Genomic DNA, 13,758 nt, shown 5'->3' with positions numbered 1-13,758 from the left:
CGTTACGGACGGTTAATCAGTTTATTCCGCACCGCCAACTGATCCACCTCCATCAACACCTGCTGCTTGCCCGCCACCATCACCGCCGCCGGCAACCCGTCCCGATATACGATCCGATTGCCACTCACCGCGGGCACCTTGGTACCCGGCAACAACGTACCCACCAAGTTCAACGGATCAGCCCCACACACAACAATCAAACTGCCGTCATGGGCCCGACGTCGCACTTCACGCAGCAACGGGATCGCCTCCGGCAACGCAAACTGTTCTCCCGCCAACCCACTGACAAACCGCCCCCCGCGAATCTCCCCGCGTGCTTCCAGCCGATGAAAAGTGCGCAGCAACTCGCGCCAGCTTGGTAGCCAATCCGCCTCACGCTCGAGCAACCGCCAGAACACCACGCCATAGCGGCGCAGCAAGGTCATTGCCACATGCTCCAGCGTCTCGGCCGAATGCGCGCCAGCGGCGGTGGGTGAACGCCGCACCAAGGCCCAGCGCCCGGCGTCGTCCATGCCGCCGATAAACGCGCCGCGCCCACGCCGACTGCTGCGCGCCTGGCGTTTGCTGGCGGGTGTGGTCAGGGCGCGCAGGCCGGCGAAGCTGTCGGCGTTTACCAGCCCGGCGCCGACCAGTTCCTGCAAGGCGCTTTCCAGTTCGCTGCGCAGCAAGTGGGCCTCGTGCACCAACTCATCAAAAAACAGCGCGCCGTGGTCGCGCAGGGCTTGATGCACCTTCTGCGCCTTGGGCGACAGTGTGGTGGCGTCGGTGAGGTCGGTCAGTCCGCTCCACAGTCCCACCTGGCTGCGCGGCAGTAACACCACAGGCGTACTGCGTAATGCCATGGCGCCGGCCTTGTTGCTCAAACGCGTCCACACCAGTTTGCCGCTGCGGCACAGGTCGTCGAGCCAGGTGGAGGCGTAATCCTTGAGCCGTGCGCTGAGCAGGTCGCTCTCCCAGGCGGACGTGGCGGCGGCATACCCTTCAAACTGCGCGACGATCTGCGGCAACATCGCGCTGCCCTGACCGCGTGTGCCGTCGGACAAGTGCTGCCAATCGAACAGAAACCGCATGAAGTCCTGCAGCGCCACCGGCTCGATTTCCCGGCGCAGGCGCTTGACTGTATAGCGATGAATACGCGCCAGCAGGTGGCGTTCGCACCATTGCTCCTCAGTGGCAGCAGGGCTGAAATGGCCGCGTAACACATAGCCTTCCTGCTCCAGGCGGGCCAGCGCCTGGAGCACGTCAGTTTCTGGCAAGGCCAGTGGCGGGGCGATCTCGCTCAGGCTCAGCGGGCCGAACCCACCGAGGCGTGCGCGCAGCACTTCTACCACGGCCTCATCAAAGGTCCAGGGCTCATCGAAACCAGGTAACAGCGGCAAGTCGTTGGGGTAGATCGCCTGCAAGCAACTCAAGCGTTCAACGGCAACCCATAGGCCATTGTGCAATTGAAAGGCACGACCGCTCTTGGCCAAGGCGTGCAGCCATTGCGCCCATGGCGGGGAGACTTCGGCAGCGGCGATACACGCCAGGCTCATCAACGCCTCATGCATTTCATCCAGCCCGTTGGGTGCCGGCCAGGCTTCTTCGCGCACGCCGGCAATAGCGTCAGCATCCAGCGCGCCGAGGTCGTCGGTGCTTTGCGGGTCGCTCCAGCGTCGGTTGAGCACGGCCTGGGTGCGGCGCTCTTCTAGCGGCGCATCGTCAAGAAAAGTATAGGGGCGCGCACTGAGTATTTCGGCGGCCATCGGCGAGGGCGCCGGCAGGTCGCGACTGATCAGGCGCACGTCGCCGCGCTCCATGCGCCGCAGCAGGGCCAGCCAGGCCTCGCTGTCCATGGCGTCGTGCAGGCAGTCGTCGAGGGTTTGCTCGACCAGCGGGTGTTCAGGCACTTCGCGCTCGCCGGCGAGGTTTTCCAGGCAGGCGATCTGGTCGGGAAACACACTGGCGATCAGGTCTTCGCTTTTCATGCGCTGGATCTGCGGCGCCACCTTGCGCCCGCCGGTAAAGCGCGGTAATGCCAGGGCCACACCGGCATTCCAGCGCCAGCGCACGCCGAACAGCGGCGCCTCCAGCACGGCCTGGATCAGGATATGTTCGGCGCTGTGGCTGTTGAGGTAACGCCACACCTCGTCCAGCTCGAAACTGTGGCTGGTGGACAGCGACAGCACGATCGCATTTTCGCTGGCGGCGGCCTGCAATTCGAAATTGAAGGTGCGGCAAAAACGCTTGCGCAAGGCCAGGCCCCAGGCGCGGTTGACGCGGCTGCCGAACGGCGTGTGGATGATCAGTTGGGTGCCGCCGGACGCGTCGAAGAAACGCTCCATGATCAACGTGTCCTGGGACGGCAGGGCGCTCAGGGCCAAGCGTGTGCGCGCCAGGTAATCGAGGATTTGTTCGGCGCTGGCGCGGTTCAGGCCGAGGGTTTCGATAAGCCAGTCCTGCGCGGCTTGCAGGTTGCCGGGCGTGGCGCTGAGCAGCGCGTCCAATTGGCCCTGCAAGCGCGCCACCGCCGCCGATAATTCGTTGCTGCGCCCCGGCGCTTCGCCGAGCCAGAACGGAATGGTCGGCGGCTGGCCATGGGCATCCTCGACGCGCACCTTGCCGGCGTCGACCCGCAGGATTCGGTAGGACGTATTGCCGAGCTGGAAGATATCCCCAGCGATGCTTTCCACTGCAAAGTCTTCGTTGACGCTGCCGATGTTCAGGCTCTGGGGTTCGAGCAACACGCTGTAGTCGGCATTATCGGGAATGGTGCCGCCGCTGGTCACGGCAGTGAGTTTGGCGCCGCGCCGACCGCGCAGGGTGCGGGTCAGGGCGTCGCGGTGCAGGTAGGCGCTGCGGATGCCCTGGCGGCCGTTGTAGCCGTCGCTGAGCATCTGCAGCAGCGCTTGGTAATGGCGTTCATCCAGCTCGGCGTAGGGCGCGGCGCGGCGGATCAGGTCGAGCAAGGCCTGCTCCGACCATTCCTGGGCGCTGACCTCGGCGATGATCTGTTGGGCCAGCACGTCCAACGGCGCGACCGGTATGTGCAAGGTGTCCAGCTCACCCCGACGTACGCAATCGAGCAGCGCGGCGCATTCGATCAAGTCGTCGCGCGTGGTGGCGAACAAGCGACCTTTGGGTGTGCCGCCGACCTGGTGGCCGGAGCGTCCCACTCTTTGCAGAAAACCGTTGATGGAGCCGGGCGAGCCGATCTGACAGACCAAATCCACGTCGCCGATATCAATCCCCAGCTCCAGGGACGCGGTGGCGATCAGCACTTGCAGCTCACCGGCCTTGAGCCGTTGTTCGGCGTCCAGGCGCATTTCCTTGGCCAGGCTGCCGTGGTGAGCGGCCACGGCGGTTTTGCCCAGGCGTTCGCTCAAATGCCGGGCCAGGCGTTCGGCCAGACGGCGGGTGTTGACGAACACCAGCGTGGTGCGGTGCTCGCGGGCCAATTCGGCGAGACGGTCGTAGACCAACTCCCACACATCGTTGGCCATTACTGCCGAGAGCGGGACCGGCGGCACCTCGATATTCAGGTCGCGCGGGCGCGCGTGGCCAATGTCCACAATCGCGCAGGGGCGACCCGTACCCACCAGGAAACGTGACACCGCATCGATGGGCTTTTGCGTGGCCGACAAGCCAATGCGCGTCAGCGGCTCGGCACACAGCGCTTGTAGGCGCTCCAGGCTCAACGCCAAATGGCTGCCACGTTTGCCGGCCGCGATGGCGTGGATTTCATCGACGATCACCGTGCGCGTGCTGGCGAGCATTTGCCGACCGGAGTCCGAGCCCAGCAGCACGTAGAGCGATTCCGGAGTGGTCACCAGAATGTGCGGCGGGCGCTTGCGCATCTGCACGCGGTCTTTTTGCGGGGTGTCGCCCGTGCGCACGGCGGTGCGGATCACCAGCGGCGGCAGGCCCTGGTTCTGTAAGTGTTGAGTGATCCCGGCAAGCGGATTCTGCAGGTTGATCTGGATGTCGTTGGACAGCGCCTTCAGCGGCGACACGTAGACCACCAGGGTTTCATCCGGCAGTTGCCCGCCGTTCGCCAATCCTTGCTGGACCAAGTCATCCAGCACTGCCAGAAAGGCTGTGAGCGTCTTGCCGGAGCCGGTGGGCGCGGCGATCAGCGTCGATTGGCGTTGGCGGATCAGCGGCCATGCCTGGGCCTGGGCGCTTGTCACCGAAGGGAAGGTGCTGCGGAACCAGGCACTGACGGCGGGGTGGAAGCCGTTCAATGCGCTGTCGGTGGATTCAGGAAGGTTCATGGAGTGATTGATACCGCCCGCTCCAACAAGTTGCAATCGCGCAGTTTGTCCGTGACGGTTGCGCTACAAACCCGCAAAATGCAACGATTCTGACAAATACCTGAATAACCATCGTTCTAAACAGACCGGGCCTGCTCAATCTATGCGAATGCGCCTTATGTTACTGGGCGGCGGGAATGCCCTCGGGCAGGCGCTGATTCGCCTCGGTGCAGAGGAAGACATTGGTTTCCTCGCACCCAAACCGCCCCAAGACGGCTGGGATGCCGCGAGCCTCACCCAATTGCTCGACGACACCCGTCCCGATGCGTTGATCAACCTCGCCTACTATTTCGACTGGTTCCAGGCCGAAGCGGTCAGCGAAACGCGCCTGGCCTCCCAGGAGTTCGCCATTGAGCGTCTGGCCGAGCTGTGCCAGCACCACAACATCACTTTGCTGCAACCGTCCAGCTACCGCGTGTTCGATGGCTCTCGCGCCACCGCCTACAGCGAAAAAGACGAGCCGGTGCCCCTGGGCCTGCGCGGCCAGGCGTTGTGGCGTATCGAACAAAGCGTGCGCGCCACTTGCCCGCAACATGTGTTGCTGCGGTTTGGCTGGCTGCTGGATGACAGCGTCGACGGCACCCTCGGGCGCTTCCTGGCCCGGGCCGAAAAAACCGATGAATTACTGATGGCTGACGACCGGCGCGGCAACCCGACGCCAGTGGACGATGCGGCGCGGGTGATCATTTCGGTGCTCAAGCAACTCGATTGCGCGGCGCCGTTGTGGGGCACTTACCACTACGCGGGCCATGAGGCGACCACGCCGTTGGCGCTGGGCCAGGCGATCCTCACAGAAGCGCGCAACTTTCATCCGTTGGCGATCGAATCCCCCACCGCCCAGGCCCATGCGGCCCGGCCGGATGCAAGTGAAGAACCGCAACACGCGGTGCTCGCCTGCAAGAAAATCCTCCATACCTTTGGCATCAAGCCACGGGCGTGGCGGGCGGGGTTGCCGGCGTTGCTGGATCGGTTCTATCGGCACAGCTGACTACACGCAAAACCAAAATGTGGGAGGGGGCTTGTGTGGGCGCTGGCTTGCCTGCGATAGCATCACCTCGGTATCACTGATACACCGAGGTGTCTGCATCGCGGGCAAGCCCGGCTCCCACACAACCCCCCTCCCACATTTGGTTATGCAGTGTTGCTTAGGTCGGGATTAGAACTTGTAACCAATACCCACCATGTAAACCATCGGGTCCACGTCCACATTGACCTTGGCGCGAGTGCCAGGTGCCACGGCGTTGTTTTCCACGGTGGCCTTGGTGCTGATGTCGATGTAGCGCGCCTGGGCGTTGATCATCCACTTGTCGTTGATCATGTAGTCCGCGCCGATCTGTGCAGCCCAGCCCCAGGAGTTTTCAGCCTTGAAGTTGCTGAAACCTGCGCCTTGGGCACGGCTGCCGACGTGCTCGTCGTAGATCCAGGTGTAGTTGATACCGGCGCCTACGTAAGGTTGGAAGGCCGATTTGTTATCCAACGGGTAGTACACGACGCTCAGTGTTGGCGGCAGGTGTTTCAGGGTGCCGAGCTTGCCGTTGGCGGCGCCTAGGGCGGTGCCTTTGATCTTCACGTCGTGCTCGAACGGCGTGGCGGCCAGCAGTTCGATACCGACGTGGTTGGTCAGCATGTAGGCGAAGTTCAGGCCCAGTTGGGTGTCGCTGCTCATGGTCGCCTTGCCGCCCAGGTTGGCGCCGGCCAATGGGCCTTGGTCAACTTTGACGGTGCTGCTGTCAGCTTTCGGATTCACGGTGATTGCACCGGCGCGAACCAGAATGTCGCCCGCTTCGTGAGCGTGTGCGACAGGGGCAGCGAGGGCGAGCGCGAAGAGGGACGCGCCGAGCAGAGACTTGTTCATGGGAGCTCCAAAAGGACGTTAAAAGTTGTACGTCCAATGGTAAAGATCGTTCCGCTCGATCTTTTGACTCAGCTCAATGAAAGGGCGATCAGCGCTATTCCGGCAGCTCGTAGATGTAAATCTTCTCGGCATCCATCTGGTAACCGGCGTCGGCCAGTTCGCTGGTGGACGGTTTGACCCGCATCGCGCCTTCGATCCAGTACGGTTGATACAGCTCATCGAGCTTCACGCCGACTTCACTTTTAACGTGCACGATCTGGTTCGATGGCGGTGGCGGAACGTGGATGCACGCGCCGAAATACGGCACCAGCAAGAATTCAGTGGTGCGGCCGTTTTCGCCGACTTCCAGCGGCACGATATAACCGGGCAGGCGGATGCGCTTGCCATCAAGGCTTTGCACCACAGGCGCGTGGGGCATTTCCTGCTTGGCCGCCGGTGCCGACTCCAGTGCATCCGCCATGCCGGACAGGTTGTGCAGCGGCTGCATATTGGGCACTTCGGGCATGGCATCCGGCGGGATCAGCTCCGACCAGGTCAGTTCCTTGGGCTCGGCGGCCCAGGCGGGCAGGGCCACCAGCAAAAACAGTGCAGCGAGGGCGCGACGCATCAAGGCCTTCCTCATAAACGTATGGACAGGCCGTCGGCCAGGGATTGTCGATAGGCGCGCCACGCGGGCACGCTGCCCATCAACAGCGCGGCGGCCAGGATACCGGCGAGCAGCGTCCATTCATATTCGCTGGGCCACGACATGGGCAGGTCCAGGCCGTAATTGGCCTGCAGGTAACCGCGCGAGGCGGCGATGCACACGTACAGCAGGCCCACGCCCGCGATCACGCCGGACAGCGCCAGGGCAAAGGCTTCAAAGATCAGCAAGGTCGCAATATGCCATGGCCGTGCGCCCACCGAGCGCAGGATCGCCATTTCGCGACGGCGCTCGTTGAGGCTGGTGAGGATCGCCGTGAGCATGCCGATCAGGCCCGTGAGCACCACGAACAGTGAGATCACAAACAGCGCTTTTTCAGCGGTGCCCATCATGCTCCACAGTTCTTGCAGCGCCACGCCCGGCAGGATCGCCAGCATCGGCTCACCACGGAATTCGTTGATCTCCCGTTGCAGGGCGAAGGTGGAAATCTTGTTGTTCAGCCCAAGCATGAACGCGGTAATGGCCTGCGGCGTGAGGTCCATGTTGCGCGCTTGATCGGCGCTGATGCGGCCTTTGCCTTGAGCCGGCACGCCGTTGTGCCAGTCGATATGGATCGCCTCCATGCCGCCGAGGCTGATGTGCAAGGTACGGTCCACCGGCGTGCCGGTGCGCTTGAGGATGCCGACCACGGTGAAGGGTTTGTCATCGTGCTTGACCAGGCTGACCACCGCCACGCCATGGGCCAGCACCAGTTTGTCGCCGAGTTTGTAGTGCAGTGCGTCAGCCACTTCGGCGCCGAGCACCACTTCGAACGGGTCGGTGGCGAAGGCGCGGCCGCTGGCCAGTTCAAGGTTTTGCTTGCGACCGTATTGGTAGTGCTCGAAGTAGGACTCGTTGGTGCCCATCACGCGGTAGCCGCGGTGGGAATCACCCAAGGAAATCGGGATCGCCCATTTCACCTGGGGGCTGGCGGCGAAGTGCTCGTAGCTGTCCCAGCGGATATTGTTGGTGGCATTGCCGATGCGAAACACCGAATACAGCAGCAGGTTCACCGAGCCGGAGCGGGCGCCGACGATCAGGTCGGTGCCGCTGATGGTGCTGGCGAAACTGTTGCGCGCCTCGACACGCACGCGTTCCACGGCCAGCAGCAGGCACACAGACAGGGCGATGGCGAATGCGGTGAGGATCGCGGTAAAGCGGCGGTTAGCCAGGCTGGCCATGGCTAGTCGGAACAGATACATCTCAAACCTCTGCGGGCGTGGCGGCGCGATTGAGTTCGGCCAGCGACAGGTGGCGGTCGAACAGCGCGGCCAGGCTTTGGTCATGGCTGACAAACAACAGGCTGGCGCCGGCTTCGCGGCATTCAGCGAACAACAGCTGAAGGAACGCTTCGCGGGCGTCGTAGTCCAGGGCCGAGGTGGGCTCGTCGGCGATCACCAACTCGGGTTGACCGATCAGCGCGCGAGCGGCGGCCACCCGTTGTTGCTGGCCGATGGACAGCGAGTCGGCGCGGCGTTCCAGCAGGTCTTTGTCTTTCAAACCCAGGTGCGCCAGCAAGGTCGCGGCGGCGCGGTCGACACTGCCGTGACGTTGTTTCGCCCGCTGCGCGCGCAGCGTGGAAAAGTGGCAGGGCAACTCGACGTTCTCGCGCACCGACAGGAACGGCAGCAGGTTGAACTGCTGGAAGATGTAGCCGGTGTGGTCGACACGGAAGCGGTCGCGGGCGCCGGCCGACAGTTCGGTCAGCTCCTGGCCGAGCAATCGGATGCTGCCCTGGCTGGGTTTCTGTACGCCGCCGAGCAGGCCCAGTAGCGTGGTTTTGCCACTGCCGCTCGGGCCCTTCAGAAACAGGGTTTCACCTGCTTCCAGGCGGAAAGCGGGGATGTCCAGCAACTGTGGGTGCCCGGGCCAGTTAAAGCCCAGGTCAGACAGTTCGATCAATGCTTGGGTCATGTTAAATCAGTAGTGCCTGGTTGTAGAAAATGGCGCCGATCCGTTGTGGGAGCTGGCTTGCCTGCGATGCGGGCGACTCGGTTTTTCCAGACATACCGAGGCGATCCGTTCGCAGGCAAGCCAGCTCCCACAGTGACCGCATTTTCAAATCAGAATTTAACGGTGGCTGCTGTGGCCGTCGCTTCAACACCTTGCTGACCGCTCGGGCCGATCAGTTGTACCTGAATTTTCTGGGTGGCGGGGAAGGTCTTGAACACTTGGCTCAGGTCGAGATTGCTCAAGGCTGTCGGCGTGGCGCAGGTGAACTGGTAATGGGCGTGGATCTCGCTGTGGTCGTGATGGTGCTCGTGGGCGCCGTCTTTGGCGTCATCGTCATCGTCATCGTCATGGTCGGCTTCGGGCTTGTCGCCGAACAACGGGCTGTTGAGTTCCTGGGTGCTGACGACGCAGCCGGCGGCCTTGGGCAAATTGAACAGGGCGACAGGGCTTTCCAGCTGTTTACGTGCAGCGGCGACTTTGGCTTTGTCCGCCGCGCTGGTGGCCACGTGTTCGAAACCCACCAGGTTCATCGCCGGGCTGTCCAACTCTAGTTCAAGGGCTTGGCCGTCGAGCACCGCATTGAGGCGACCAACGCCGTGTTCATGGGCGCCGAGGCTGCCGTGTTCATGGTCGTGATCGTCGTGAGCATGGGCGACCGCCAGTGGCAGCAGGGCAAACGGCAAAGCAAGCAACAGACGGCGCATGGTGAAACTCCCGAGCGAAGAGGAAAGTTTTGTTATGTGATCTTATAACAATAGTGCCGGGAGTTTGACCGTCTGCTTGGCGTTGCGCAAGCCGCATGGGAGCATGCCTGTCGGAAAATGTGCAGGAGTAACGACGATGTTGCGAATTCGTGGAACGGTCGGCGACCTGCCGGTGGACTTGACCCTGGAGCTGGACGACGCTGATTGGGCACGCCTGGGCGCGCAATTGCAGGCCGCCCCAGCACCGAGTACGCCCACAGTTACGCCGATAAAGCAGAATGATGACCTGTGGCAGAACGCTCAGGATCTGTTGCGCGAGGCCGGGCAACTCAGTGGCCTCGAACTGCTCGACCAGTTGGAAGGCTTGGCGGGGGACGCCTCGGCGGGCAAGCGCCTGTTGGTGCGCCTGCGCCATAGCGCCAAGGTGAAAGTGGCCAGCGGCGGTGATACGCCGCTGTACAGTTGGGTCGGCGATTAATACAGCGCGGCAAACAGCTTGCGGCGGTACACGGTCACCAGCGGGTGATCATTGCCCAGCAGTTCGAACACCTGCAGCAAGGTCTTGTGCGGCAGGCCTTCGCTGTAGCTGCGGTTGCGGATGAACAGCTTGAGCAAACCTTCCAGCGCCGCGTCGTACTGCTGGCGCGCCAGTTGCTGGATCGCCAGCTGGTAAGCCGCTTCATCGTCCTGCGGATTTTGCGCCAGGCGGCTTTTCAAGTCGGCGGCATCCGGCAGGTCGGCAGCCTGGCGCAGGAAAGTGATCTGCGCCTTGGCCCCGGCGAGGGCGGCTTTGTGGTCGTCGCTTTTCACGGCGTCCAGCACGGCCTGGGCTTCGCCCAACTCACCGCGCTCGGCCAGGCAGCGTGCATATAGGATCAGTGCGGCGGCGTTGGTGTTGTCCTCGCCCAACAGCGCGACCAGCACCGCTTCGGCATCGCTGATGCGACCTTCGGCAAACAGCGCCTGGGCCTGCTCCAACGGATCCGCCGCCGCTGGCGGCGGCATCTGCACATGCGGCTCCAACAGCGCCCGCACCGCCGACTCCGGCTGCGCACCGGCAAAACCGTCCACCGGCTGGCCATCCTTGAACAGCACCACCGTCGGCAGGCTTTGAATGCCAAAACGCGCGACGATGTCCTGCTCGGCCTCGCAATCAACCTTGGCCAGCAGCAGCTCGCCCTGATAACTCTCGGCAACTTTCGCGAGCATCGGCATCAACGCCTTGCACGGCGCGCACCACTCGGCCCAGAAATCCACCAGCACGGGTTTTTCGAAGGAGTTCTGGATCACCGCCTGGTCGAAGGTGGCAGTAGTAACGTCGAAGATGTACGGCGTGGGCTCACTCATGGGGCGTCTCGAATAAAGCGGGAATGGGGCAACTATAAGGGCTGGCGAGCCTGGCTGAAAGTGCGCCGCGAATGGTACAGGCTCACCTTGCGAAACTCCCAAGGCTCCGCCAAGTCCGGCAACGTCAGCGCATCCAGAGTCTCCAGCCGTTGATAATCCGGGTGCTGAAAGTCCCGCACCCGCGAATCCGCCACCAACGCTTCGCGGCCACGGGTCAGGAACTGGTCCAGCAGCGGCAGGTTCGCCCGGTCGTAGAGCACGTCAGCCACCAGGATCAGGTCGAAGCGGTCCGCTTCCGCGAAAAAGTCCGCTGAATAACCCAGTTCCACGCCATTAAGCTCGGCATTCGCCCGGCAGGATGCCAAGGCCAGCGGGTCCAGGTCGCAGGCGACTACTTCCAGCGCGCCCGCTTTAGTCGCCGCAATCCCGGCCACACCGGAACCCGCGCCAAAATCCAGCACGCGCTTGCCGGCGACCCACTCAGGATTCGCCGCCAGATACCGCGCCAGCGCCAAACCACTGGCCCAGCAAAAACTCCAGTAAGGCGGTTCATGCAGGATGCGCCGGGTTTCCTCGGGGCTGAAGGCGCGATCCATGTTGTCTGCATCCAGCAGCCACAAAGACAGCTCGGTACCCGGCAGTGGGCAGGGCACCAGTTGCGCGTCGCCGATCAGTTCGCTCAGCGCCGCTTGCAGGTCCAGCGGTGGCGTCATGGTGCCTTGACGAGTTGCAGGGGGCCGGTGGTCTGGGTGATTGCCTGGGTGATCAGTACGGCAGGCAGGTGCAGGATCAACTGGCCGGACTGGCTGGCGCGGCCACGCAGTTCAACCCGCGCACCGGCTGGGAAGGCTTCGGGGTTGTAGCGCAGGCGGAAGGCCAAGGGCTTGCCGTTGCCGCTCAATACACTGCTGGCGAGCAGTTGTTGCGGGCGCGAACGGTCGTCGATGACCAACAAGGCCATCTCGACTTCGGCACCCGCCGGCACGTTGGTCAGGCTGCCGCTGATTTCCCGCTGATAGGCAGGCAGGGGGCCCATGTCTTCAATCCCTGGGACTTTTTTCTCTTGCGCTGGTGTCGGTTGAGGTGCGGCCGGCTTGGGGGCTTCGCTGCTGCAGGCGACCAGAAAACTGAAAAGGGTGAGCAAAACAAGTGGTCGTAACTGCATGTACGGCTCCAGAAAGGACAAAATCCGTGGCTTAAAAGATATGAAACATAATAGTCAGCCTATATACCGTAAAGGCTATGGCTTGTCTTGCCACGGGGATGCGCTACCATGGCCCTCCCTTTATTTGTTGCCTGCCAACCATGCACTGTCCCTTCTGCGGTGCCAACGACACCAAGGTCATTGACTCGCGTCTGGTCGCCGAGGGCGATCAAGTGCGTCGCCGGCGCGAATGCCTGGCCTCTGGCTGCGGTGAACGTTTCACCACCTTCGAAACCGCCGAACTGGTATTGCCACGTCTGATCAAGTCCGACGGCAGCCGCCAGCCTTTCGACGAAGATAAATTACGCGCCGGTATGCAGCGCGCCCTGGAAAAACGCCCGGTGAGTGTCGAGCGGCTGGAAGCGGCGCTGGTGCACATCAAGCACAAGCTGCGGGCGACCGGCGAACGCGAGGTCAAGAGCCTGGTAGTTGGAGAGCTGGTAATGGGCGAGCTGCAAAAGCTCGACGAAGTTGCCTATATCCGTTTCGCCTCGGTGTATCGACGCTTCCAGGACCTCAATGAGTTCCGTGAAGAGATCGACCGCCTGGCCCGTGAGCCTGCCAAAGAATGAACCCACCTTCTGCTGAACAGGCAGTGCTCGACGCCCATTACATGGCCCGCGCCCTGGAACTTGCACGCAATGGCTTGTACACCACCCATCCCAACCCACGGGTAGGTTGCGTGATTGTGCGTGATGGGCAGATTGTCGGCGAAGGCTGGCATGTGCGTACCGGCGAGCCCCATGCCGAAGTGCATGCCCTGCGCGCAGCGGGTAACAAGGCTCGCGGTGCCACGGCCTACGTAACCCTTGAACCTTGCAGCCACTATGGTCACACCCCGCCGTGCGCCGATGCGTTGGTGAGCGCCGGGTTGGCGCGGGTGGTTGCGGCGATGCAGGACCCTAACCCGGAAGTCGCCGGGCGCGGCATGCAGCGCCTGGCCCAGGCTGGGATCGAGGTGCGCAGCGGTGTGTTGGAAGGTGAAGCCAGGGCCCTCAACAAGGGTTTCCTCAAGCGCATGGAACACGGCCTGCCTTTCGTGCGGGTCAAATTGGCGATGAGCCTGGACGGTCGCACCGCGATGGCCAGCGGCGAAAGCCAATGGATCACCGGCCCCGCCGCCCGCGCCGCGGTACAGCGCCTGCGCGCCGAGGCCAGCGTGGTGCTGACGGGCGCCGACACAGTGTTGGCGGACGGTGCGCGCTTGACCGTACGCGCCGCCGAGCTCGGCCTGGACGAAGCCACGACTGCCCTGGCGATGTCGCGCCCGCCGTTGCGCGTGCTGATCGATGGCCGCTTGCGCGTGCCGCTCAATGCGCCGTTCTTCAAGGCCGGCCCGGCGTTGGTCATCACGTGCGTGACCGCGGAAAACCAGTTCCCCCGTGGCCCCGAGTGCCTGGTGGTGCCGGGCGTCGAGGGCCAGGTCGACCTGCGCTCAGCACTGGTTGCGCTGGCTGCCCGCGGCGTCAATGACGTGCTGGTAGAAGCCGGCCCAAGCCTGGCGGGCGCGTTCGCCCAGCAAGGCCTGGTGGATGAATACGTGATATTCGTCGCCGGCAAGTTCCTTGGCTCCGCCGCCCGGCCTTTGCTGGACTGGCCGCTTGAGAAACTCGCCGACGCCCCCCAACTCAAGATCACTGAAATGCGCGCTGTTGGCGACGACTGGCGAGTCACTGCCATCCCGCTCCCCGCAGCGAGCGTATAATTCCCGGCCTGCGCTT

13 protein-coding genes are annotated in these 13,758 nt (G+C 63.2%); 4 read left to right on the top strand and 9 right to left on the bottom strand.

Features of this window, described 5'->3' with window-relative positions; genetic code table 11:
- Nucleotides 1-2: 2 nt before the first annotated feature.
- Nucleotides 3-4,253, bottom strand: coding sequence for a DEAD/DEAH box helicase (locus tag JBO08_RS25550; protein WP_220075157.1), 4,251 nt, complete (start codon nt 4,251-4,253; stop codon nt 3-5).
- A 142-nt stretch (nt 4,254-4,395) separates the two neighbouring features.
- Between JBO08_RS25550 and JBO08_RS25545 the strand changes: the two genes are divergently transcribed.
- Nucleotides 4,396-5,280 carry a sugar nucleotide-binding protein gene (locus tag JBO08_RS25545; RefSeq protein ID WP_220075158.1) on the top strand — a complete coding sequence of 295 codons (885 nt, stop codon included), beginning with the start codon at nt 4,396-4,398 and terminating at the stop codon, nt 5,278-5,280.
- A gap of 168 nt (nt 5,281-5,448) precedes the next feature.
- On the opposite strand, the gene JBO08_RS25540 is transcribed toward JBO08_RS25545, so the two are convergent.
- The 5 genes from JBO08_RS25540 to JBO08_RS25520 all read right to left on the bottom strand — a co-directional run bounded on the left by JBO08_RS25540 (nt 5,449) and on the right by JBO08_RS25520 (nt 9,486).
- Nucleotides 5,449-6,147, bottom strand: a complete 699-nt coding sequence (locus JBO08_RS25540; protein WP_065873731.1) for an OmpW family protein — start codon at nt 6,145-6,147, stop codon at nt 5,449-5,451.
- A 94-nt stretch (nt 6,148-6,241) separates the two neighbouring features.
- Nucleotides 6,242-6,754 (bottom strand): DUF3299 domain-containing protein, encoded by a 513-nt coding sequence (locus JBO08_RS25535; RefSeq protein ID WP_065873730.1) that lies wholly within the window; start codon nt 6,752-6,754, stop codon nt 6,242-6,244.
- An 11-nt stretch (nt 6,755-6,765) separates the two neighbouring features.
- Nucleotides 6,766-8,031, bottom strand: coding sequence for an ABC transporter permease (locus JBO08_RS25530; RefSeq protein WP_027605183.1), 1,266 nt, complete (start codon nt 8,029-8,031; stop codon nt 6,766-6,768).
- A 1-nt stretch (nt 8,032) separates the two neighbouring features.
- Complete coding sequence (locus JBO08_RS25525; RefSeq protein ID WP_065873729.1) at nt 8,033-8,743, bottom strand: ABC transporter ATP-binding protein; 711 nt, start codon at nt 8,741-8,743, stop codon at nt 8,033-8,035.
- Between the two features lie 149 nt (nt 8,744-8,892).
- Nucleotides 8,893-9,486, bottom strand: a complete 594-nt coding sequence (locus JBO08_RS25520) for a DUF2796 domain-containing protein (protein ID WP_220075159.1) — start codon at nt 9,484-9,486, stop codon at nt 8,893-8,895.
- 136 nt (nt 9,487-9,622) lie between these two features.
- Here JBO08_RS25520 and JBO08_RS25515 point away from each other — a divergent pair, with 136 nt between their 5' ends.
- Nucleotides 9,623-9,964 carry a hypothetical protein gene (locus JBO08_RS25515; protein ID WP_220075160.1) on the top strand — a complete coding sequence of 114 codons (342 nt, stop codon included), beginning with the start codon at nt 9,623-9,625 and terminating at the stop codon, nt 9,962-9,964.
- On the opposite strand, the gene trxA is transcribed toward JBO08_RS25515, so the two are convergent.
- From trxA to JBO08_RS25500, 3 genes are read right to left on the bottom strand one after another with little or no spacing between them, the layout of a single operon-like run.
- A complete protein-coding gene (trxA, locus tag JBO08_RS25510; RefSeq protein WP_065873726.1) occupies nt 9,961-10,833 on the bottom strand; it encodes a thioredoxin in 873 nt (290 codons plus the stop codon). The genes JBO08_RS25515 and trxA overlap by 4 nt on opposite strands.
- Before the next feature lie 32 nt (nt 10,834-10,865).
- Nucleotides 10,866-11,546: a methyltransferase gene (locus JBO08_RS25505; RefSeq protein ID WP_065881119.1), complete on the bottom strand. Its 681-nt coding sequence runs from the start codon at nt 11,544-11,546 to the stop codon at nt 10,866-10,868.
- Nucleotides 11,543-11,998 carry a YbaY family lipoprotein gene (locus JBO08_RS25500; protein ID WP_065873724.1) on the bottom strand — a complete coding sequence of 152 codons (456 nt, stop codon included), beginning with the start codon at nt 11,996-11,998 and terminating at the stop codon, nt 11,543-11,545. Before JBO08_RS25500 ends, JBO08_RS25505 begins: the two co-directional genes overlap by 4 nt.
- A gap of 140 nt (nt 11,999-12,138) precedes the next feature.
- Here JBO08_RS25500 and nrdR point away from each other — a divergent pair, with 140 nt between their 5' ends.
- Entirely contained in the window at nt 12,139-12,609 is a 471-nt protein-coding gene (gene nrdR / locus JBO08_RS25495; protein WP_049713467.1) for a transcriptional regulator NrdR, read from the top strand.
- Entirely contained in the window at nt 12,606-13,742 is a 1,137-nt protein-coding gene (gene ribD, locus JBO08_RS25490; protein WP_065873723.1) for a bifunctional diaminohydroxyphosphoribosylaminopyrimidine deaminase/5-amino-6-(5-phosphoribosylamino)uracil reductase RibD, read from the top strand. The genes nrdR and ribD overlap by 4 nt, the downstream gene beginning before the upstream one ends.
- Nucleotides 13,743-13,758 lie beyond the last annotated feature (16 nt).

The sequence above is a fragment of the Pseudomonas sp. LAP_36 genome (genome assembly GCF_019456785.1).
Taxonomy (GTDB): domain Bacteria; phylum Pseudomonadota; class Gammaproteobacteria; order Pseudomonadales; family Pseudomonadaceae; genus Aquipseudomonas; species Aquipseudomonas tritici.
This window is presented reverse-complemented; position numbering and strand designations above follow the sequence as displayed.